Origin of the sequence: Novacetimonas cocois (genome assembly GCF_003311635.1) — a bacterium.
Taxonomy (GTDB): domain Bacteria; phylum Pseudomonadota; class Alphaproteobacteria; order Acetobacterales; family Acetobacteraceae; genus Novacetimonas; species Novacetimonas cocois.
The window spans coordinates 1-21,975 of the sequence record NZ_QEXL01000024.1 but is presented as its reverse complement, the minus strand read 5'-3'; the positions used below and the strand labels follow the sequence as shown (position 1 = coordinate 21,975).

Below are 21,975 nucleotides of genomic sequence, written 5' to 3'. Positions count from 1 at the left end.
GGCCATTGGACAATGCCTTCGTTTTCGCTATCTGTTCTCCCCTGCAGGAGGAGTTTTCATGTCTGTCGATGTCACGCGTGGTCATGTTGAGGATACAAAACTCGTCGATGCGCTGAGCGAGCGCTATCTGGCATATGCCATGTCCACGATCATGTCGCGTTCCCTGCCGGATGTGCGCGACGGGTTGAAGCCTGTTCATCGACGCATGATTTTCGCCATGCAGCAGTTGCGGCTGGATCCGACCGCCGGGTTCAAGAAATGCGCGCGCGTGGTGGGCGATGTCATCGGTAAATATCATCCGCATGGCGATGCCTCGGTTTACGAGGCGCTTGTCCGTCTGGCGCAGGATTTCGCCGTGCGGTACCCCCTTGTCGAAGGGCAGGGGAATTTCGGTTCCGTCGATGGCGATAATGCCGCGGCGATGCGATATACCGAAGCCCGTCTGACGGAAGTGGCCAAGGCCCTGCTGGAGGGCATCAACGAAGACAGCGTCGATTTCCGTCCCACCTATGACGGGGAGGAGCATGAACCCGTTGTCCTGCCGGCGGCGTTCCCCAATCTTCTGGCCAATGGGGCGGCGGGCATTGCCGTCGGCATGGCCACCAGCATTCCGCCGCATAACGTGGGGGAAATCTGCGATGCGGCCATGCTGCTGATTCGCAGGCCGGCGACGACGACGGCTGAACTGCTTGACGTGATGCCCGGTCCTGATTTCCCCACCGGCTGCACCATCGTGGAGGAGCGTGACGCCATTGTCCGGGCCTATGAAACCGGGCGTGGCAGCTTTCGCATGCGCGCGCGCTGGAGCGTGGAGCAGGGGCGTTTCGGCACGTGGCAGATCGTGGTGACCGAAATCCCCTATCAGGTCCAGAAATCGCGCCTGATCGAACAGGTCGCGGACCTGATGGAGCAGAAGAAGCTTCCGCTGCTGGGCGATATCCGCGACGAAAGCTCCGTCGATATCCGCCTGGTGCTGGAGCCGAAATCACGCGGCATCGAACCCGAAGTCCTGATGGAAACGCTGTTTCGCGCAACGCCTCTCGAAAGCCGTTTTGGCCTGAACATGAACGTGCTGGGCGCCGATCAGGTGCCGGGCGTGCGCAGCCTCAAGGACGTGCTGCAGGCATGGCTTGACCATCGCCATGACGTCCTGTTGCGCCGGACGCGCCACCGGCTGGAGGCGGTGGACCGGCGGCTGGAAATCCTTGACGGATTTCTTGCGGTCTATCTGAACCTTGACGAAGTCATCCGCATCATCCGCGAGGAAGATGACGCGCGCGCGGCCCTTATGGCGGCTTTTGACCTGAGCGAGCTTCAGGTGGAAGCTGTCCTGAACATGCGCCTGCGCAGCCTGCGCAAGCTGGAAGAAACCGAAATCCGCAAGGAACATGCCGCCCTGACGGAAGAGCGGACGGGCCTTCTGGCGCTGCTGGACAGGGAAGGACTGCGCTGGAAACACATCACGTCCGAAATCAGGGCGATCCAGAAAAAATTCGGCAGTGGCGCGCTGGGCGCGCGTCGCAGCACATTGGCCGCGCCGCCGGCGGCGATCGATATCGCCGCCGCCCTGCCGGTGGATCGCGAGGCGCTAAGTGTCATCCTGTCGCAGAAGGGATGGATCAAGGCGGTGCGCGGACATGGCATCGACCCGGAAAGCCAGAAGTTCAAGGAAGGCGATTCCCTTCGCCTGATCGTGGAATGCCAGAGCACGGACCGGCTTTGCTGTTTCGCAACCGATGGTCGGGCCTTTACGTTGCGGGCCGCCGACCTGCCGCGCGGACGTGGCGACGGGCAGCCGCTGCGGCTGACGATCGAACTGTCCAATGAGGAAGATATCATCACGCTCTTTCCCGTGAACTCCGATCATCGTCGCCTTCTGGCCTCCAGCGCCGGGCGGGGCATGATCGTGCGCGAGGAGGACATGGTGGCCGAAAAACGGACAGGCAAGCAGGTCCTCAACCTCAAGGACGGGGAAAGCGCCCAGATATGCGTGCCCGCCCAGGGGGATCATGTGCTGGTGATCGGCAGCAACAAACGCATGCTTGTCTTCCCGCTGGAACAGTTGCCGGAAATGACGCGTGGCCTTGGCGTGGCATTGCAGAAATACAAGGAAGGCCATCTTCGCGATGCCGTCGTGTTCGCGCAGGCACAGGGCGTGGCATGGCCCGATCCACAGCGGGTGCGCACCATGGCGGACCTGAAGGACATGATGGGCAAACGTGGCGACGTGGGTCGTCCTGCGCCGGCATGGGCGTTGCGCAGGCCGCGCAAGGCCGACTGAATCATCATTGTCGCCCCCCGCCCGGTCAGTTAGGGCAGGGGCATGACATGGATTGTCAGGAATGCATTATCCAACCGTGACCGGCAGGACCGGCAGGAAATGCGATGTGTCGGCCTGCGGTCCAGACAGTTCGGTCCAGATGCCGCGTCGCATGATTTCGGCGGGGCGAAAACGCGATTTGTAAGCCATCTTGGGGCTACCCTTGATCCAGTATCCCAGATACAGGCAGGCCATCCCCATCATCCGCACCCGTTCCACCAGATGCAGGATGGCATAGGTCCCCAGCGAACGGCGCGGCATGTCGGGTTCGAAAAAAGTATAGACCGCCGACAGGCCATCCTCGACCCGGTCCAGCAGGCTGACGCAGACCAGCTGACCATCGCGCGCCCGGAATTCGATCATGAAGGTCCGGATGGGCGTATCCTCGATCATGTTGCGGTAATCGGCGACGGTCATGGCCGCCATGTCGCCATTGCCATGTCGTGACTGCTGGTATCGACGGAACAGCGCGAACTGTTCTTCCGTCGCACGCGGCAGCACGTCCATGGCGCACAGGTCGCGGTTGCGGCGGAATACGCGCTGCTGGGTGCGGTCGGGCTGGAAACGGCCGACCGGCAGACGGATGGGAACGCAGGCGTTGCATCCGGCGCAGACAGGGGCATAGGCGATCGTGTGGCTGCGTCGGAAACCCGCACCCGACAGACGGTTGTGAAGCTGCTCCGCCTGCGGACCCGTGATATCGGTCACGACCTTGCGTTCCATGCGATCCGGCAGGTAGGGGCAGGGCATCGGTGCAGTGGTATAGAACAGCTGCGGATGCCGTGGTGATGTATGGGTCATACGTTTTCACCAGCAAATTACGACGCCCGTTTTCGCCTTTCCGGGGATATCGCCTGTTGGAAAAGGCGGGATGGAAAGGCGAAGGAACAGAACTACGGGGTTGATGATAACGTATCTCTGGCGGGTTCGCATTACAAACCGCAATGGCGCTGCGATCACATCTCTTTTGCGACGCCGCGCCCGGCTGGCATCATCAGCCTTTCAGCAGAAGGCGCGCCGCATCCAGGGCGAAATAGGTCAGGATCCCGTTGGCGCCAGCGCGCTTGAAGGACAGCAGGCTTTCGAGAATCGTCCGGTCCCGGTCTAGCCATCCGTTCTGGATCGCCGCCATCATCATCGCGTATTCGCCCGATACCTGATAGGCAAAGGTCGGGACCGCGAATTTCTCGCGAACCTTCTGGATAATATCCAGATAGGGCATGCCGGGCTTGACCATGACCATGTCCGCCCCTTCGGCCAGGTCCAGCGCCACTTCGCGCAGGGCTTCCTCGCTGTTGGCGGGATCCATCTGGTAGGTCTTCTTGTCCCCCTTCAGCAGGCCGCCCGATCCCAGCGCGTCACGGAAAGGGCCGTAAAAGGCGCTGGCGTATTTCACGGCATAGGACATGATGCGCGTATCCACCATGCCCTGCGCATCCAGTGTTTCGCGGATGGTGCCGATACGCCCGTCCATCATGTCCGACGGCGCGATGATGTCGATGCCGGCTGCCGCCTGATTGAGCGCAAGGTCCTTCAGAACCTCCACCGACGGGTCGTTGACGACATATCCGTCGACAATCAGGCCGTCATGTCCGTGGCTGGTATAGGGGTCGAGCGCGACATCCCCGATCAGGCCGATTTCAGGGAATTCCTGCTTCAGCAGGCGCGCGGCCCGACACATCAGGTTGTCGGGGTTCATCGCCTCCGTCCCTTTTTCATCGCGCAGTTCGGGGGGCGTGATGGGAAACAGCGCAAGGGCAGGGATATCAAGTTCAGCCGCCGGCGCCACGTGGGCGGCAAGACGATCGAGGCTGACACGCTTCACGCCCGGCATGGACGCGACATCGGTTTCTACGCCCGTGCCCTCGGTGATGAAAATCGGCCAGATCAGGTCATCGGTCGTCAGCGTCGTTTCGCGCACCAGGCGTCGCGTGAAACTGTCGCGACGGTTGCGGCGCAGGCGGGTATGGGGAAAGCGACCGATGGTCATGAAATGCAGCCTCCTGAAAAAACTGGCCGGAGTATGGGACCCGACCGGCGCGATGCCAAATTATGATGCGTTAACGCGCCGGTCATGACTCATGTCCGCGTTGCCTGCGTGTCCGCGCGTTCCCGCTGGCCCAGCACGCTGTTGTTCCGCCCGTAACAGAAATAGATCACCATTCCCACCGCCAGCCAGATCACGAGACGTATCCACGTCAGGCCATCCAGCGACGCCATGACGGCAAGGCACGACAGGATGCCGAGCACGGGAATGACATAGCCCCCCGGCACCCGGAACACGCGTTTGCGGTCTGGTTCATGGATCCGCAGCATGATGACCCCAAGGCACACGATGGCAAAGGCCAGCAGGGTCCCGATGGAGGTCATGTGCGCAAGCTGATCTATGGGCAGGAACGCGGCGAAGCTGCCGGTCAGCAGCATGAAGAACAGGTGCGAGTAAACCGGCGTCCTGCGCACCGAATGGGTCACGCTGAACATGCGCGGCAGCAGCCCGTCGCGCGACATGGCATAGAAGACGCGGCTCTGCCCCAGCAGCAGCACCAGCAGGACCGACGTGAACCCGCAGATGACGCCCGCCTTGACCGCGACCTTCAGCCATCCGAACGGTGTCTGGTCAATGGCTGTCGCCACCGGGGCGGCATCGTTCAGCATGTCCTTGTAATTGACCAGTCCCGTCAGGACGAATGAAAACAGCACATAGGCCAGCGTGCAGATCAGCAGGCTGCCCAGGATGCCGATCGGCATGTCGCGTCCGGGATTGCGCGTTTCCTGCGCCGTGGTCGATATGGCGTCGAATCCGGCATAGGCGAAAAAGATCGTTCCCGCCGCCCGCATGATGCCCGACAGGCCGAAATGACCGAACTCCCCCGTATTGGGCGGAATGAAGGGGGAGTAGTTCGCCACCTTGATATAAGGCAGGCCGAACCCGATCACCGCCGCGATGATCAGCAGCTTTATGACAACGATGACGCCATTGACCCGCGCGGATTCAGAAATTCCGCGTATCAGCAGCAGCGAAATGGCGACAATGATGAACGCGGCAGGCAGGTTGATCAGCCCATGCGCCTGCGTGCCATCGGAAAGCACCACCGTCTCGAACGGCGAGGCGGTAAGGCGGGGCGAAATCATGATTCCCCATCCCGCCAGCAGTGACGCGACATAGCGCGACCAGCTGACGGAGACGGCCGCCGCCCCCACGGCGTATTCCAGCACCAGATCCCATCCGATGATCCATGCCACCAGTTCCCCCAGCGCGGCATATGCATAGGTATAGGCGCTGCCGGCGATGGGGATCATGCTGGCCAGTTCGCTGTAACACAGCCCGGCGAAACTGCATGCGATGGCCGCCAGAAGATAGGACAGGACAACCGCGGGACCCGCATTGGTGGATGCGGCGATGCCCGTCAGGGAAAACAGGCCCGCGCCGATCGTCCCCCCGACACCCAGCGCGATCAGGTTGACCGGCCCGAGAACCCGTTTCAGCCCCCCGGCGGAGGCGGCCTGCACCGAAACGTCCTGCCGACGCAACAGCGAAGGCAGGAAACGGCTGCGTACAGCACGGGTCATGCGGAGTATTTCCCGCAGGTCACGACATACGAAAGGATCAAATCAGGATGCTCCGTCATTTTGGCGTTGTCTAACCGCCACGATATGGCACATAGCAACGCTGTATCCATGCCCTCTTGCAAAAGGAAGGCATCAGCCGTCTTTAGACGATGGAGAATTATAACGGTGTCGGACCCTATGAACCAGACAGGCCTGAAGCAGTTTTTTCGCAGCCCCCTCGGCGAGGCCGATCCTGCTGTCGCCAGTATCATCGAGGCGGAAAAGGTCCGTCAGCGCGATGGTATCGAACTGATCGCCAGTGAAAACATGGTGTCCGCCGCCGTCATGGCCGCGCAGGGCAGCGTCCTGACCAACAAATATGCCGAGGGCTATCCCGGCCGTCGCTATTACGGTGGCTGCGTCGAGGTGGACAAGGTCGAGACGCTGGCCATCGAGCGTGTGAAAAAGATGTTCGGCGCCGAATTCGCCAACGTGCAGCCCCATTCGGGCGCGAACGCCAATCAGGCGGCGTTCATGGCGATGGTCAGTCCGGGCGATACCGTCCTGGGCATGAGCCTTGCCGCCGGGGGACATCTGACCCATGGCGCGGCCCCGAACTATTCCGGGAAATGGTTCAATGCGGTCCAGTACGGGGTGCGCAAAGAAGACGGCCTGCTCGATTACGAGGAAATGGAGCGTCTGGCGCGCGAGGCGAAGCCGAAGCTGATCGTCGCCGGTGGCTCGGCCTATCCCCGTATCATCGATTTCGCCCGTTTCCGCGCCATCGCGGACGAAGTGGGCGCCTTCCTGATGGTGGACATGGCGCATTTCGCGGGTCTGGTCGCCGCCGGGCTTTATCCTTCGCCCGTGCCGCACGCCCATGTCGTCACCAGCACCACGCACAAGACCCTGCGCGGGCCGCGTGGCGGCCTGATCCTGACCAATGACGCCGATCTGGCCAAGAAAATCAATTCGGCGGTGTTCCCCGGCCTGCAGGGTGGTCCGCTGATGCATGTCATCGCGGCCAAGGCCGTCGCTTTTGGCGAGGCCCTGCGTCCCGATTTCGCGGATTACCAGAAGGCCGTGGCAAATAACGCGCGGGTTCTGGGCGAAACGCTTGTGGAACGCGGTTTCGACATCGTCACTGGCGGGACGGACTGCCACCTTATCCTTGTCGACCTGCGTCCCAAGGGGGTTACGGGCCGCGCAGCGGAACGCAGCCTTGAGCGTGCCGGCATCACGGCCAACAAGAACGCCATTCCGTTTGATCCGCAAAAGCCCGCCATTACCTCCGGCATCCGTCTGGGAAGCCCGGCGGCCACCGCGCGTGGATTCGGCGCGGCTGAGTTCCGTGAGGTGGGGCTGATGATCGACGAGGTTCTGACCGCCCTTGCCAAGGCCGGGGAGGAAGGTTGCCCCAAGACCGAACAGGCCGTCCATGCGCGCGTCAAGGCGCTGTGTGACCGTTTCCCGATCTATGCCTGATTTTTCCTGACCGGCGGGGGCGCGGAGGCAAGATGTCCTTCCCTGCGTTCCCGCAAGTCTCCTGAAGACTGTTTTAAAATAACCTGTAATTTCAGTGTATTGCTGGCCTGTCTTTTCAAACGGTCTTCTCAGGACTGGCCCGTCATCTGCGGATCATGCCGGGCCAGCCGTAAGGCCGTCTGGCCCCGGCCGGGCCGCAGGTTGGGCATGACCAGCATGCAGTTGTCATAGGGCGTGCGGATTTCATCATCGCCATCACGCGCGAGAAGCGTGCCGCGCCGGGCGATGATTTCCCCGCCCGCGAAGGGCGTGACAAACGCGAAGCGTGACGAATGGGCGCGGACAAGATCCGTCACCACCATGCACCGTGTCCTTTTTTTCACCGTTGCCCCGCCACCGGATTGAGACGCGGTGGATTGCGACATGAAGCATGACGGGCGCAGGACGGCCCGCACGGCCTGCCGCGCCGTGTCGAGCGTGCGGCGCTGCCAGTGCTGTCCCGCCTCCAGCAGGCAGGCGCGTGCTGTGGTGGCGGGTGAGGCAAAGCGTTCGAAATCGATCAGGCGCGTGCCGTCGGCATGTCCATCATCGGCAATGATCAGGTCTGTTGCGGAAATCTGGCGACCAAGGGCGATGCCGCGCGGACCACGTCCTGACAGGACCAGCGGCCTGCCGGGCCACAGCATGGAATGCAGGTCCACCAGAATGTCGGCCGTGCGGATGACCGGCAGGATCTGGCGCGCGCGGTCCAGTTCGCAGGAGGAACGCGTGCCCTGCAGCCTTTCGGGGGACCAGACGCGGTTCATGTCCTCGTCCATGAAACGTGCTGCTATGGGATGGGCAGGGTCGAAGTGATCCAGCGCGGTCATGTTGGCGAAAATGACCGACAGGCGACCCGACAGGGGACGCAGGCGCGCGCGCAGGAATTCATCCATCACGATCGCCCCCGTATATTCGTTGCCATGGATCAGGCACACCACGACAACGTGCGGTCCGACGCGACGGCTTTCGAAATGCATGACGCCGGGAATGCCGCAGTTTCCCTCCCGCCAGGGGGAGAGATCCGGCGGCATGATCTCGACCTCGAAATGGGGCAGCGGGGCAGGGGGCGGGGGCAGTGTTTCCATGAAAACGCCGCTCCGGCGTGTCCTGACCGGTATTATCTGGGGTGGACGGGCGGATTTCATCGGATCGGCCCGCCCCGCACGACAGAACATGCGGCATCCATACGACGTTGACTGGCGACGTTGACCGGGGCCGGGGCATGAATCATGGGACCGAGTTTATCGCCTTGGGGCCATGCCGCAATCCGTGACATGTTCATTTATACGCCATTGGTCCCCGGTGTGTTCATCGGCCCGGTTCACGCACCTGCCTTCATGTTCACGCAGGCGGTTCGACGGCCTTCAGCCTTGCCCCCGTGACGCGTTCTATGTCCTTGAGCATCTGCCGTTCATCGGGCGCGCACAGCGACAGGGCGCTGCCCTGCCGTCCCGCGCGCGCGGTGCGTCCGATGCGATGGACATAGGATTCGGGCTGTCGGGGGATGTCATAGTTCACGACAAGCGTGACATCCTCCACATCGATGCCGCGTGCCATGACATCCGTGGCGATCAGGACATCCAGCCTGTGCGCCCTGAAATCACGCAGCGTCCGTTCGCGTCGCGCCTGGGTGTGCCTGCCATGCATGACCCCGCAGGGGATGTCCCGGCCCAGCGCGTTCATCAGGTCATCCGCCTGCTGCTGGGTATGGGTAAAGATCAGGACACGTCGCGCCGCGTGGGAGGAAAGGAAGGCAACCAGCGCGGAAAGCTTGCGCCGGAGGGGGACGAACATCACCTGCTGGCGGATGCGGGGCGGGGGGGCCGATGTGGCATCGACTGTTATCCTTACCGGCCTGTGCAGAAGCTTTCGGCCAAGGGCGATGATCTCGTCGGGCATCGTCGCGGAAAACAGCAGCGTCTGGTGGGTGACAGGCAGACGCGACGCGATGTCCAGCGTATCCTGCGCAAAGCCCAGATCGAACATGCGATCCGCCTCATCCACGACCAGGGCGGTCGTCGAATCAAGGACCACGGCCCCCTCGGACAGCAGGTCTAGCAGGCGGCCCGGCGTGGCGACCAGTACGTCCGCCCCATCCTCCAGATCCCGCATCTGCCGTGCCTTTGGCAGGCCGCCGATGGCTACCGTGACGCGCAGGCCCGAGCCCCGGAAGCATGCCCGCCATGTACCGGCGGTCTGGTTCGCCAGTTCGCGGGTCGGGGAAAGGCATGCAATGCGCACGTTGCGGGGACTGCGCGCCTGTGGCGCAGCCAGCATGCGCTGCGTCAGGGGGGCCGCGAACGCAATGGTTTTCCCCGTTCCGGTGGGTGCCGCGCCCTCCACGTCGCGACCCGCCAGAATCGGCGGGATCGCCTGAAGCTGGATGGGGGAAGGGATACGTACCCCCATGCGCGACAGATTGTCGGTCAGGGGCGCGTTCAGGCCGAGATCGGCGAATGAAGGGGAAGGATCGTCGCTCATCATGCCAAGCCATACAGTGCTTTGTGCCGCGTGGAAAAGGGAAAGGGATTGACGCCGTGATTCCGCCTGCGCCAGATGCGGGGCATGATGTGTCCTTCCATGGATGATGGCAGCCCGCGTGATCCGGTGGGGGTCATCGCCGAAGATTTTGCCGGCATGAAATCCCAGGCGTTCGGGCTGGCGCAGCGCGCGGGACTGCATCCCGTCCTGTGCCCGGTCACGGTCCGTGCCGGCTGGCGAAGGCTGCCGGCGTCATGGTGGCCGATGCCGCTGCGTGCGATCCGCCCGCTGGACATTCCGTCCGGCTGCATGGAACCGTCCGGCCTGATGATCAGTATTGGCGGGACGGGCGGGGCGATCGGCGCCGCCCTGCGTGCACGGGGCGGTCGGGTGGTGCAGATCCAGAATCCGCGCATGCCGCTGCGCCGGTTTGATCTGGTGATTGCCAACCGGCATGACGAAATCTCCGGCCCGAATGTCCTTCTCTCCCGCACGGCGCTGCATGGCGTTTCCCCCGCCCGTCTGGCGGAGGCACGGCGCATATGGATGCCGCGCCTTGCGCATCTGCCCCGTCCGCTGGTCAGCGTCCTGGTCGGAGGGGGGAACGGGCGTTTCAGGCTGGGGGCGGATGAAGCCCACGCCATCGCGGCGCAACTGGGGCGGATGATGGATCGCGATGGCGTGGGGGTCGCCGTAACCCCGTCGCGTCGGACCGGGGTGCAGGCACGCGAAATCCTGTCACGCGCCCTGTCGCCCAAGGAGGCATGGGTGTGGGACATGACAGGCGAAAACCCCTATCTGGGCCTTGTGGCCTGTGCCGATGCGATTGTCGTGACGGCCGACAGCATTTCAATGGTGTCGGAGGCGGTGGCGACCGATGTGCCGGTCATGGTGATCCCGCTGCCGGGCAGGTCCCGGCGGATCGGCCTGTTCCTGAATGACCTGTCGCACGCGGGGCGCATCCGCATGTTCGATGGCCGCATGCAGGACTGGAGCGTGCGTCCCCTGGATGATACGCAACTCATGGCGGATGAGATGCGTCACAGGCTGCAGCTAAAATGACGTACGAATAACACGTGTTTTCAGAAGGTAATTGTGACATAAGCAGACATGCTCGATATCCGCACCTATGACGCACGCACCGGCGGCAATATCGCCTACAAGGCATTTTCCCATCCGCTGGCGGCCGAGCGACTGGCGGCGCTGGTGCGCAGGTTTCAGGCGGAAGGACCCATTGCGATCTATGATCCGGCGGGGCATGCGCGGACCCTTCTGGCGCTGTTGCCCGGTGACATCCCGATCGAGGGAATTTATGTCCATGACAGCCTGAAAATCGGTGAACATATCGCGCAGCAGCATGTGGCGCGTCCCCTGACGGCATTGCCGCAGGCACAGGTGCGCGCGGTATGGGCGCTCGATTTCGAGCGTGAGCGGGTCTGCGCCCGGCTGCGCGATATCCTGCCGGCGGAGATGGAGATCTTCACACTGTCAGACATTCGGTTGCCCGATGATATGCTGACGGTAAGGAACACCTATCTCGACCGTCTGAATTTCGCGGTCAACCATGCTTTTTTCCGCGATGCGGACGGGCTGTCCACCCGCGTGGTCACCACCAATTACTGGGCGCGTTACGGGGCGGGAAGTGTCCGGTTATGGCTGCGGCTGTTTGATGAGGATGGCCGTCCCCTTGCCACCTGGACCGAAGGCCCCTTTGCGCCGGATCAGTCGATCGTGCTGGAAAGCGGCGCGATCCGGCGTCGTTTCGGCCTGGACGCGTTCGTCGGGCAGCTGTTCATTCACGTGCTGGATGTCGCGGGACATGATGTCGTGAAATACGCCCTTGAAATTCAGGGGACAGGCGCGCGCGATACGCTTTCCGTTACGCATGACGCCAATGCCTGGCCCGCGCAGTGTTACGCCAACCTGCCTGCCCCGCGTGAGGGGGAAAAGGTGATCCTGTGGGTCCAGAACAGCCATGCGGTATCCATTCCCGCCGGGACAATGGGACTGAACCGCATGGGGCGCGGCAGCCGGTTTTCCATCGACTGGGCCGTTGGGCCGTATGAAACCGTTGGCCTGTGCATAAATGACTGCCTGCCGGACATGCGCTGGCCCGGACAGCTTGAATTCCATAGCGGCCAGCATGTCGTGCGGCCGCGTTACGAAATCCGCTCGGGTGGTTCGAACCGTATCGCGCATCTGAATGTTGAACGTGCCGATCTGGTGGCCGATCCGCATATCGCCCATCTGCCCCCGGAATTTTTCGGGCGCGGCTATCTCCTCCCGTTTCCCGTTCCCGATCCCGCGCGCTACATCACGACCGTGCAGCCCACGCCAATGTCGCAGGCGCTGGGCACCATGCCGGTGCGTATCGACTGTTTCGATCAGGAAGGACGTCAGGCCGGATCGCGTTTCCTGGGATGCCTGGCGCGTGACCATGACGTGGCGCAGGACCTGTCCGCCATTACGGGCCAGGCGGGTCATGGCGAACTGGTTTACGATTTTCGTGACGGGGGGGAGGCGGACGGCTGGCTGCATGCGCTGATAAGGTATGAGGACCGCCAGACGGGCCATGTCGCCGAAACCAGTTTCGGGGCGCATATTTTCAATACGGTCATGACATACCGCAATGAACCGCAGTCCTATTCCGGTCCGCCGCCGGGCCTTACCACGCGCCTGTTCCTTCAGGCCGGGGCAGGATATCCGCCCTGTTTCTGTCACCTGATCTATCCCGTTTCCGGGACATGGCATGCCGCGTCGCGGACATTGCTGGTCCTGCATGATGAAACAGGCTGCAGGCTGGACGAAAAACAGATCAGCATTCCCGCGCGCGGATCGGTCACGCTCTGGCCCCATCGCATTTTCGGGACAGACGCCATCGAACGGGCGGGCAGCGGTGGATATGTCATGATCCGGGACACATCGTGCCGCCTGTTCGGATATCATGGCCGCATGCAGGAAGACGGCACCTTCTCGCTCGACCACATGTTCGGATTCTGAAGGGGCAGGGACAGACCTGCGGCGCAGGGCAGGGTATTGCGCTTTTCACGTAACCCCGCCATGCCAATGCGTTTCTTATCCATGTGTCACGGACACGATAGGATGACGGGATAACAAAGGACCATCAAGATGACCGATTCACATACACCTTCCGCCACCGAACACCTTCAGAAGCTGGCGGCCCGTGGGCATCATGAGCCCAAGCTGCTGACTCGTGAAGAAATCACCATGCTGGCCGCCCATGTCGGTAAGGAACATGCCGGCGTGGAAAAGGAGATCGCCAAGAAGGCCGAGCACAACCCCGAAGGCGTGACAGCGGAAGAACTGCGTACGCTGTGCAGCCACATCATGGGCGAAAAGAAGGTCCGCTGATCCGGGACCTGTGTGATCCGTTCGCGTCAAGGGAGCGGATCACGCGATTTCATAGGGCGACGGGACCATCATCGGACTGGACGTTGTATCCACGAATGATGGACAAATGACGGATACGCCAAAGTATTCGCAAGGCAGAATTCGGACACGAACCAGAAATGCCTGTTTCGTCTGCCGTATCTGAATTGTATGGGAAAGTTCCGGATGGTGGGTGCGACAGGGATTGAACCTGTGACCCCCGCCGTGTGAAGGCGATGCTCTACCGCTGAGCTACGCACCCATCCGTGTCGGTGACGTGTTATTAGTCGATCCTTTATCAGGATGCAAGCACCCCGGCGCAGGATTTTTATCTTCGCGCCGGACGTCGAAGGCGATAGGCAAGGGCTTCGGCGATATGGGGCTGTCCGATCTCTGCCACGGCCGCCAGATCCGCGATTGTCCGCGCCACGCGCAGCAGTCTGGTGTAGCCGCGCGCCGACAGGCCCAGACGCTCCGATGCCATGACGGCGTAATCGCGCGCGGCGGACTGGATGGGGAACAGTTCGATACTGGCTTCCGCATTGCGCAGGCCGTCCTGCCGGCATTTCTGCCGTTCACGGGCTGCGGCAACCCGCTCCGCCACGATGGCGCTGCATTCCCCCCGGGCCATGCCCGCGATCTGGCCCAGCGGAACGGGTTCGACCCTGACGCACATATCCATGCGATCCAGCAGGGGGCCGGAAATGCGCGCCTGATAATCCTCCCCACATCGCGGGGCCTTGCGACATTCCTGCGCCGCATCACCCAGATAACCGCAGCGACAGGGATTCATCGCCGCGACAAGCTGGAAGCGGGCAGGGTAGGTCACATGGGCGGCCGCCCGCGCGATTGTAATGGACCCGGTTTCAAGGGGCTGGCGCAGTGTCTCAAGCGCATGCCGGGAAAATTCCGGAAATTCATCCAAAAACAGGACGCCGCGATGCGCCAGACTGACTTCGCCCGGTCGCGCCCTGGTGCCGCCGCCACTCAGGGCTGCCTGACTGGTAGAATGATGCGGGTCACGATAGGGCGGGCGCACGATGGGATGACCATCATGCAGCATGCCGCTGACGCTGTGGATACGGCTGACCTCCAGAATCTCTTCCGCCGTCAGGTCCGGCAGGATACCGGGCAGGCGGGCGGCCAGCATGGATTTACCAGCACCGGGTGGACCCGACATCAGAAGGGAGTGCCCGCCCGCCGCCGCGATTTCCAGCGCGCGCTTGGGGCTTTCCATGCCCCGGACATCCGCCAGGTCCAGTTCTGGCGCCGGTGCGACCTGTCTTGTGGGGATCGGAAGTTCGACCGGCGTCAGGACCTGATGGCCACGAAAGTGATTGACGAGGGCAGGGAGGCTGTCCGCGGCAAGGATATCCATGTCCTCGCTGGCCCAGCGGGCCTCCACCCCCTGGGCACGGGGACAGATCAGGCCCAGCGACAGTTCATGGGCGCTGATCCCGGCCGACAGCACCCCACGGACGGGATTGAGGCCACCATCCAGCGACAGTTCCCCCAGTGCGGCATACCGCGCCAGCATGTCATAAGGCACGACCCCCATGGCGCAGAGCAGGGCGAGGGCGATCGGCAGGTCGAAATGCGATCCTTCCTTGGCGAGGTCTGCTGGCGCGAGGTTTACGACAATTCGCTTGGCCGGCAGCGACAGCCCCATGGCGGACATCGCGGCGCGCACGCGCTCACGCGATTCTGCCACGGCCTTGTCCGGCAGGCCCACGATCAGGAATGATGGCAGTCCTGATGAAAGTTGCACTTCGACCTTAACGGGTGTGGCATCAATGCCACAGAACGCAAAGCCATGGATACATGCCAGTAAAGTGTCAGCCATCAGTCAGAATTCAATCCGTGCGATCAGTGGAATTCCATGATGCAGGAATGTGGCGCCAAGCGCCAACCCGGACATCCTGCCTGACAGATTTGTTGGCATAATATATATTATAGAACTTTCGGAGCAGCCCGGGCGGGAGGCAGTCCGCCGTGCGGCCATGTCGCACAGGACGCCAGTTCCTGATCCGGCATCCTGCCGGTTCCGGGCATTGTTCCTTATGCCTATGAAACCGGCTTTCGCACATTATCTGCGCAGGCCCGTGATGGCCTGAACCCGCTGCAGGATATCCATCCCCGTTTCGGTAAAGGCCTCGGGACTGAACTTGGTACAGACGAACTCCCGCGCCTTCTGTCCCATGGCATGCAGCTGTTCCGGTTGTGACAGCGCACGGATCAGCGCATCCGCCAGTGAAGGCGGATCATACGGGGCGGCGCACCAGCCGGTCCTCCCCTCCTGGATGGAGTAATTCATTTCCCCTACCGTCGTGCCAACGACAGGAAGTCCGGCCTGCATGGCCTCATGCATGGCGATGCAGAACCCTTCCCACCGCGAGGGCTGTACGTACATATGCTGTGACGCCAGGAAATCGTGCGTATCGCTGACAAAGCCGGGAAAATGGATCATGTCGAGGCCATGGGCCCTGCAGCGGTCCTCTATGAAGGTGCGATGCCGTCCCTCGCCATGGACCGTGATTTCATACGGCGGCAGTTCGACCCCTCTTTTCCTGATCAGGGCCAGCGCGGCGCACAGATCGCCATAGCCCTTTTCGCGCGACAGCCGCCCCAGGGAACCTATCCTGATGATCTCTCCCCTGACCCAGGCATGGGCATGGGGGGCATCCGGGGTCGCGCGAAAGATGGGCCAGCATGCCAGCCGGTCTTTCGGGACGCCCAGGCGTTCGTGGGTCAGTTCCGTGACGAACTCGGAATCCCCGACCCAGAAACATGACAGCCGTCGCATGGATTGCAGCAGTCGAAGGTTGGCAGGTTTGAGAAAGGCGGAATGCTGCCAACTGACCACCGGCCAGCGATGGCGCGCGCCCACTATCTGTCCCAGCAGGGCCGAACGGATCAGCGAAGTCCACAGAAGGTCGGGGCGCCATTGCGTCAGCGCATGATTGAGCCAGCGGAGCGTGCGCACATGCTGCGTTTCGGTAAACGGGCAGATTTCGACGCGCAGCCCGGCCTCCTCCAGTCGGGGAAGCGCCAGTCCGTCGCGGCGCGACAGTACGAATATGGAGACCTCATGCCCGGCCTGACGAAAGACGGAAGTAATTGCGGGAACCGGAAAAGACGCGCCACCGCCTTCAAGGGAATTTATAATATAGGCAATGCGCATTACTCGTCAGGTTCCTGCCACAGGTTGTCGATGCGCGGTTTTAGCAAAAACGGCGCAAAAAACACTACTGACTGAACGACAATCGGTCATGTCACGTTATGAATCAGAGTCTGTCGTTCATGAACAAAGGAACCTGTCGGAACACACACGCGGCTTTTTCGCACTATGCGGCCATGAGGAGCGCTCGCACGGAAAGCCGCCCTCCCCTGACCGGGCGTTTTCCATTACTGGCCAACGGACCGTTCGCGCCGGTTTTCCATGCAGATAACGTCCGGACATGCAGTTTTGTCTGTCTGGATGATCATTTATGATTTTATAATGGAAATGGCTGGGGGACCTGGATTCGAACCAGGGCTGACCGGGTCAGAGCCGGTAGTTCTACCGCTAAACTATCCCCCAGCAGGTCTGCCCTGATCGGCAGAAGCGCTGTCGTTGCGGTGAGGGGGTGATAGCATCGGGCCCTGGGGCGCGCAACCATCTTTTTTCGATCTTTTCACACAATCACATATTTGACTTGCGTTTAACGCAGGACAGTCCCCACAATGACGGAATGCCTTGAAGGGCAAAGGATTGTACGGATGCTGCACAACGTTCCCCACCCCGCCGCACAGGAACAGGGCCAGATGTTCGGGATGTCTGATTTCAGGCAGCCATCCTGTTCCGCCCCCCTGTACGCGGCACTGGATCTGGGAACGCATAATTGCCGCCTGATGGTTGCAGCACCGGCGGGGCGTGGCTTTCGCGTCATCGACAGTTTCAGCCGTGTCGTAAGGCTTGGCGAAGGGCTGCATCGCACGGGACGGCTGGGCCACGCGGCCATGGAGCGCACGGCCGAAGCCCTGCGGACATGCGTCGCGCGGATGCGTCGCGCGGGTCTGAGGAAATATGCGGCCATTGCGACAGAAGCATGCCGCCGTGCCGAGAATGAGGCTGCTTTTCTTGAATCCATCCGGCATGAAACGGGGCTGTCCATCTCTATCATCTCCGCGCGTGAGGAAGCTGAGCTCGCCCTGACAAGCTGCGCCTCGTTACTGCATGACGGGCGCTTCTCCCCGCTGCGGGAGCGTGCGCTGCTGTTTGATATTGGCGGCGGGTCAACGGAAATCGCGTGGGTGCGTACCGATCATGTCCGGACACGCCAGTCGCTGATCGGGTATCTGAGCCTGCCGATGGGCGTCATCACCATGTCGGAACAGATGGGGGACGCAGCCTTTACGCCCGACGGTTACGCGGCGATGGTCGCGATGGCGCGTACGCAGCTGGAGGAATTCGAGAAGGTTCATTGCATCCGGCGCGAAATCGCGGGCGGCAATGTCCTCATGATGGGAACAAGCGGTACCGTGACAACCCTGGCCAGCGTCGCGCTGGGGCAGGTTCGCTATGACCGCGCCACGGTCGATGGCGCCACCCTGCCCATGAACCGGGCGCTGGAGGTCATCAGGACCCTTAATCGCATGGATCTGGCGGGTCTGTCGGCCCATGTGGGGATCGGGCCGGATCGCGCCCGGTACATCATGGCGGGATGCGCCATTTTCGAGGCCATCCAGCAGGCATGGCAGGTGCCGGAAGTCGTCGTGGCGGATCGAGGATTGCGTGACGGCATGCTTTTGCGCATGATCGGCAGGACTTCGCGTATCGCCTTTCAGCCGGTACCCCCTTCCTTTTCCCATGTCCGGCCCCGGATGCGCCCGACGAGCGATACCTTTACATGAAAAGACGACCAGCAGATCAGAAGCCCCGCGTTCCCGGAAAATCCCGTTCCAGCAGCCTGACCCCCGGCGAATCCCTTGCTAGCGCGGATTCGAGCGCCGTTCGTTCCGCCCGCAACCAGACCGTTACCGTCAAGAAGGCGCGTGGCCGCACCACGGCGCAGCACCGCTGGCTGCAGCGGCAGCTCAATGACCCCTATGTTCAGGCGGCACAGAAACAGGGATGGCGATCCCGCGCGGCGTTCAAGCTGATCGAGCTTGATGACCGCTTCCATCTTCTCAGGCCCGGCATGCGGGTGGTCGATCTTGGCGCGGCCCCCGGTGGCTGGGCGCAGGTGGCCGTCAAGCGTGGGGCCAGCCATGTGGTGGGGGTTGACCTGCTGCCGGTGGACCCCGTGCCCGGCGCGACGATCATCGAGGGGGATTTTAATGACCCGGACATGCCGGAACGGCTGACGCAGCTGCTTGACGGACCGGCGGATCTGGTGATGTCGGACATGGCCCCCAACACGACGGGCCACGCGCCGACCGACCACCTGCGCATCATCGGCCTTGCCGAACTGGCGCTTGATTTCGCGGTCCGGATCCTGGCCCCCGGCGGCAGCTTTGTTGCAAAGGTGTTCCAGGGTGGTTCGGAAAAGCAGATGCTCGAGGCGATGAAGCGTTCGTTCGGACAGGTGCGTCACGCCAAGCCCCCGGCAAGCCGCAAGGAATCCAGCGAACTCTACGTGATCGCCACCGAGTTCCGGGGGCGCGGGGCCGAAGAGGCCTGACCTCCCCCGACGGGATCGGGGGAGGATTGCGGTGTTACGGCGTATTCCACAGCCACGCCGCGCCACGGACGCCCGAACTGTCGCCATGCATGTTCTTGACAATCGGCGTATTGCAGTTGGGCGTGATGGCGTAACGTCGCATCAATGGGGGGACGCGTTCATAAATCTCCCCGATGTTGGAAACCCCGCCCCCCAGCACGATGACGTCAGGATCAAGGAAATTGATCGCCAGCGCGCAGGCGCGGGCCATGCGTTCCATGTACCGGTCAAGCGCACCGATGGCCGTTATGTCGCCGTTTTCCGCGGCATCCACGATTCCGCCCGCACTGCGGTGGCCCGGACCTTTCCAGTCCTGCGCCAGGGCGGACCCGCTCAGGAAGCGCTCCATGCACCCTTCATTCCCGCAGAAGCACTTGGGCATCGGGAATTCTTCCAGGCGCGGCCACGGCAGCGGCACATGCCCCCATTCGCCCGCGATGTGATGCGCGCCGATGATCAGCTGGTGATCCGTTACGATCCCCGCGCCCATCCCCGTGCCGATGATGACCCCAAAGACCGTCTTGTACCCCTGCCCCGCCCCGTCGATGGCTTCGGACAGGGCAAAGCAGTTGGCGTCATTTTCCACCCGGACCTTCCGGCCCAGCGCTTCTGTCATGTCCCTGTCGAGCGGCTGGTTGTTCAGCCACGTGGCATTGGCGTTCTTGATGACATGCGTGTCAGGGCTGATGGAGCCGGGAATGCCGATTCCCACGGTCCCTTCCCCGCCCAGTTCCCCATCAACGCCGGAAATCAGCTCGCACATGGCGCGGATGGCGCCGGTGTAATTGCCCGGGTTGGTAATGCGGCGGCGGATCAGTTCCTTGCCATCATGACCCAGGGCCGCAATTTCGATCTTGGTGCCCCCAAAATCGATTCCGATACGATAAGGCCCCATCAGCAGCTACTTTCATGCGTCATGATTACATCCATGGCTTGTTTTCTTTTATGATCCGATCTTGCTCAGACTTCAAACCCGCCCTGTCCCGCATGCCGGAGGGCTCCGTATCAAAGGAAGAGACGTGGCATGAACGAAATCCTACTTGATGCACGCGGACTGACATGTCCACTCCCCGTGCTCAAAGCGAACCGGATCCTGCGCGGCATGCCCGCCGGCGGGCGCCTGCGTGTCATGGCCACGGATCGGGCGTCAGTGGCCGATTTTCAGACTTTCTGCCGGGAGACCGGGCATGCGCTGATCGCATTCGGTGAAGAGGGCGGAACCCTGTCATTTGTGATCCGTCGCAAGCAGTCTTCTGAAAATAAATAGTTTTTTGTGGATTTGCATGGGCATTGGCATCTATCCATGCGCAATGACGCGCCGGTCATGCCCGTGACGCGGTGCAATCCGTTCACATGCCCCTTGGCAGAAGCCTGCTCAAGGTTGTAATTCCTGCGCCACGAGATGATGAAAGTGTGACATGCCGATGACAGATGAACTGACTTCCCTTTCCTTCGAGGACGCGCTTGCCGAACTGGAAGGCATTGTCCGTCAGCTGGAAGGCGGTCAGCTCAGGCTGGAAGATGCCATCAAGGCATATGAGCGTGGCGCCGTCCTTCGACAGTATTGTGAGACCCGGTTGAACGAGGCCGAGGCCCGCGTTCAGGCGATTATCCAGCGCGCCGATGGCACGCTGGATGCGAAATCTATGGATTGATGCGTCAGATGAGCCAAACAACAGCACCCTCGCCCGAAAAAGACGGCCAGGACCGTATGGTCCGTCTGCGCGCGTCCCTCGCCACGCGGGCCGAGGCGATCGAACATGCGATCGATCGCCTGCTTGCCCCGGTAAAGGGCGGGGAAGCACGCCTGATCGATGCCATGCGCTATGCCACCCTTGGCGGGGGGAAGCGTCTGCGCGGCTATCTGGTGGCCGAGGTCGCGAGCATGTTCCGGGTGGACGGGGACGCGGCCTATCGCGTCGCCGCGTCGGTGGAAATGCTGCATGCGTATTCCCTGGTGCATGACGACCTGCCGGCCATGGATGACGATGACCTGCGCCGGGGGCAGCCTTCCACCCATCGCAAGTTCGACGAGGCGACGGCCATCCTTGCCGGGGATGCCCTGCAGACGATGTCGTTCGGCATCCTGGCCGACCCTGCGACCCATTCCGACGCCGGTGTGCGGATCGAGCTTGTCACGGCGCTGGCCGCGGCCTCGGGCGCTGCAGGCATGGTGGGCGGCCAGATGATCGACATGGAAGGCGAAGGCCGTTCCCTGTCGCTGGAGGAAGTGGCGCGGCTGCATGCGCTCAAGACCGGCTGCCTGATCCGTTACTCGGCAGAGGCCGGGGCGATTCTCGGCCAGGCCGGGGCTGATGTGCGGGAGAGAATCGCGGCCTATGGGCGCGACCTTGGCGCGGCCTTCCAGGTGGCGGATGACGTGCTGGACGCGACCGCCAGCGCCGAGGAACTCGGCAAGACGGCGGGCAAGGACGAGGCCGCGGGCAAGTCCACCTATGTCGCCCTCCTCGGTGTCGAGGGTGCTGCGCGGGAGGCACGCCGCCTTGCGGAACAGGCCAAGGCCCATCTGGATATCTTTGGATCCGAGGCGGACCGCCTGCGCGATCTGGTGAATTACGTGGTAGAGCGCAGGAACTGAGTGCATGACTGATACCCNCCACCCCCGACGCGGAGTCCTGGGGCTCGATCCCGACGCTGGGCCGTTTTGCGCATCTGGACCGGGTGCGTTACCCGCATGACCTTCGCAACCTTTCGGTGGAGCAGCTCAAGGCGCTTGCGGACGAGCTGCGGGCGGAGACGATCGACACGGTCTCGACGACGAGCGGGCATNCTGGGCGCGTCGCTTGGCGTGGTGGAACTGACGGTCGCGCTGCATGCGGTGTTTGACACGCCCGACGACCGGGTGATCTGGGATGTCGGCCACCAGACCTATCCGCACAAGATCCTGACGGGGCGGCGCGACCGCATCCGCACGCTGCGCCAGCCGGGCGGGCTTTCGGGCTTCACCCGCCGCAGCGAGAGCGAATACGACCCGTTCGGCGCGGC

General features: G+C 62.4%; 18 protein-coding genes, 2 tRNA genes and 1 pseudogene. 11 read left to right on the top strand and 10 right to left on the bottom strand.

All coding sequences use genetic code 11. From position 1 onward, the window contains the following. Positions 1-58 precede the first annotated feature (58 nt). Positions 59-2,281 carry a DNA topoisomerase IV subunit A gene (gene parC / locus NJLHNGOC_RS14345; protein ID WP_113596974.1) on the top strand — a complete coding sequence of 741 codons (2,223 nt, stop codon included), beginning with the start codon at positions 59-61 and terminating at the stop codon, positions 2,279-2,281. 66 nt (positions 2,282-2,347) lie between these two features. On the opposite strand, the gene NJLHNGOC_RS14340 is transcribed toward parC, so the two are convergent. The 3 genes from NJLHNGOC_RS14340 to NJLHNGOC_RS14330 all read right to left on the bottom strand — a co-directional run bounded on the left by NJLHNGOC_RS14340 (position 2,348) and on the right by NJLHNGOC_RS14330 (position 5,890). Continuing rightward, entirely contained in the window at positions 2,348-3,121 is a 774-nt protein-coding gene (locus tag NJLHNGOC_RS14340; RefSeq protein WP_113596973.1) for an arginyltransferase, read from the bottom strand. Positions 3,122-3,314: 193 nt separating this feature from the next. Beyond that, entirely contained in the window at positions 3,315-4,310 is a 996-nt protein-coding gene (gene hemB / locus NJLHNGOC_RS14335; RefSeq protein WP_113596972.1) for a porphobilinogen synthase, read from the bottom strand. Between the two features lie 89 nt (positions 4,311-4,399). Beyond that, positions 4,400-5,890, bottom strand: coding sequence for an amino acid permease (locus NJLHNGOC_RS14330; protein WP_206059807.1), 1,491 nt, complete (start codon positions 5,888-5,890; stop codon positions 4,400-4,402). A gap of 177 nt (positions 5,891-6,067) precedes the next feature. Between NJLHNGOC_RS14330 and glyA the strand changes: the two genes are divergently transcribed. Then, positions 6,068-7,354, top strand: coding sequence for a serine hydroxymethyltransferase (gene glyA / locus NJLHNGOC_RS14325; RefSeq protein WP_110526483.1), 1,287 nt, complete (start codon positions 6,068-6,070; stop codon positions 7,352-7,354). A gap of 128 nt (positions 7,355-7,482) precedes the next feature. Here the strand turns inward: glyA and NJLHNGOC_RS14320 are convergent, their stop codons facing one another. Together NJLHNGOC_RS14320 and NJLHNGOC_RS14315 are read right to left on the bottom strand one after the other, a co-directional pair. Next, a complete protein-coding gene (locus NJLHNGOC_RS14320) occupies positions 7,483-8,481 on the bottom strand; it encodes a M14 family metallopeptidase (RefSeq protein WP_239021554.1) in 999 nt (332 codons plus the stop codon). Positions 8,482-8,737: 256 nt separating this feature from the next. After that, positions 8,738-9,880, bottom strand: a complete 1,143-nt coding sequence (locus tag NJLHNGOC_RS14315) for a DEAD/DEAH box helicase (protein ID WP_338045558.1) — start codon at positions 9,878-9,880, stop codon at positions 8,738-8,740. Between the two features lie 96 nt (positions 9,881-9,976). On the opposite strand from NJLHNGOC_RS14315, the gene NJLHNGOC_RS14310 reads away from it, so the two are divergent. The 3 genes from NJLHNGOC_RS14310 (at position 9,977) to NJLHNGOC_RS14300 (ending at position 13,249) form a co-directional block, all read left to right on the top strand. After that, positions 9,977-10,939, top strand: coding sequence for a mitochondrial fission ELM1 family protein (locus tag NJLHNGOC_RS14310; protein WP_239021553.1), 963 nt, complete (start codon positions 9,977-9,979; stop codon positions 10,937-10,939). Between the two features lie 48 nt (positions 10,940-10,987). Further along, a complete protein-coding gene (locus tag NJLHNGOC_RS14305) occupies positions 10,988-12,877 on the top strand; it encodes a hypothetical protein (protein WP_113596969.1) in 1,890 nt (629 codons plus the stop codon). A gap of 129 nt (positions 12,878-13,006) precedes the next feature. Next, the gene (locus tag NJLHNGOC_RS14300) at positions 13,007-13,249 is read left to right on the top strand and encodes a hypothetical protein (protein WP_110526495.1); all 243 of its coding nucleotides are present in this window, start codon (positions 13,007-13,009) and stop codon (positions 13,247-13,249) included. A 205-nt stretch (positions 13,250-13,454) separates the two neighbouring features. Here the strand turns inward: NJLHNGOC_RS14300 and NJLHNGOC_RS14295 are convergent. From NJLHNGOC_RS14295 to NJLHNGOC_RS14280, 4 genes are all read right to left on the bottom strand, one after another. Beyond that, positions 13,455-13,529, bottom strand: a tRNA-Val gene (locus NJLHNGOC_RS14295). 66 nt (positions 13,530-13,595) lie between these two features. Further along, entirely contained in the window at positions 13,596-15,110 is a 1,515-nt protein-coding gene (locus NJLHNGOC_RS14290; protein ID WP_113596968.1) for a YifB family Mg chelatase-like AAA ATPase, read from the bottom strand. Between the two features lie 243 nt (positions 15,111-15,353). Continuing rightward, positions 15,354-16,448, bottom strand: coding sequence for a glycosyltransferase family 4 protein (locus NJLHNGOC_RS14285; protein ID WP_113596967.1), 1,095 nt, complete (start codon positions 16,446-16,448; stop codon positions 15,354-15,356). A gap of 325 nt (positions 16,449-16,773) precedes the next feature. Further along, positions 16,774-16,847: transfer RNA gene (locus NJLHNGOC_RS14280), tRNA-Gln, on the bottom strand. 179 nt (positions 16,848-17,026) lie between these two features. Here NJLHNGOC_RS14280 and NJLHNGOC_RS14275 point away from each other — a divergent pair. Both NJLHNGOC_RS14275 and NJLHNGOC_RS14270 read left to right on the top strand, forming a co-directional pair. Beyond that, positions 17,027-18,160: a Ppx/GppA phosphatase family protein gene (locus NJLHNGOC_RS14275; protein ID WP_113596978.1), complete on the top strand. Its 1,134-nt coding sequence runs from the start codon at positions 17,027-17,029 to the stop codon at positions 18,158-18,160. Further along, on the top strand, positions 18,157-18,930 hold the full coding sequence (locus NJLHNGOC_RS14270) for an RlmE family RNA methyltransferase (RefSeq protein ID WP_113596966.1): 774 nt from the start codon (positions 18,157-18,159) through the stop codon (positions 18,928-18,930). The genes NJLHNGOC_RS14275 and NJLHNGOC_RS14270 overlap by 4 nt, the downstream gene beginning before the upstream one ends. A 34-nt stretch (positions 18,931-18,964) precedes the next feature. On the opposite strand, the gene NJLHNGOC_RS14265 is transcribed toward NJLHNGOC_RS14270, so the two are convergent. Then, a complete protein-coding gene (locus NJLHNGOC_RS14265; protein ID WP_113596965.1) occupies positions 18,965-19,864 on the bottom strand; it encodes an ROK family protein in 900 nt (299 codons plus the stop codon). A gap of 129 nt (positions 19,865-19,993) precedes the next feature. Here NJLHNGOC_RS14265 and NJLHNGOC_RS14260 point away from each other — a divergent pair, with 129 nt between their 5' ends. The 4 genes and pseudogenes from NJLHNGOC_RS14260 to NJLHNGOC_RS14245 all read left to right on the top strand — a co-directional run. Further along, positions 19,994-20,236: a sulfurtransferase TusA family protein gene (locus NJLHNGOC_RS14260; protein ID WP_110526511.1), complete on the top strand. Its 243-nt coding sequence runs from the start codon at positions 19,994-19,996 to the stop codon at positions 20,234-20,236. Between the two features lie 157 nt (positions 20,237-20,393). Next, positions 20,394-20,624 (top strand): exodeoxyribonuclease VII small subunit, encoded by a 231-nt coding sequence (locus NJLHNGOC_RS14255; protein ID WP_110526668.1) that lies wholly within the window; start codon positions 20,394-20,396, stop codon positions 20,622-20,624. 56 nt (positions 20,625-20,680) lie between these two features. Further along, positions 20,681-21,568: a polyprenyl synthetase family protein gene (locus tag NJLHNGOC_RS14250; protein WP_113596964.1), complete on the top strand. Its 888-nt coding sequence runs from the start codon at positions 20,681-20,683 to the stop codon at positions 21,566-21,568. 47 nt (positions 21,569-21,615) lie between these two features. Then, a pseudogene (locus tag NJLHNGOC_RS14245) lies at positions 21,616-21,975 on the top strand (1-deoxy-D-xylulose-5-phosphate synthase N-terminal domain-containing protein); the annotation flags it as partial.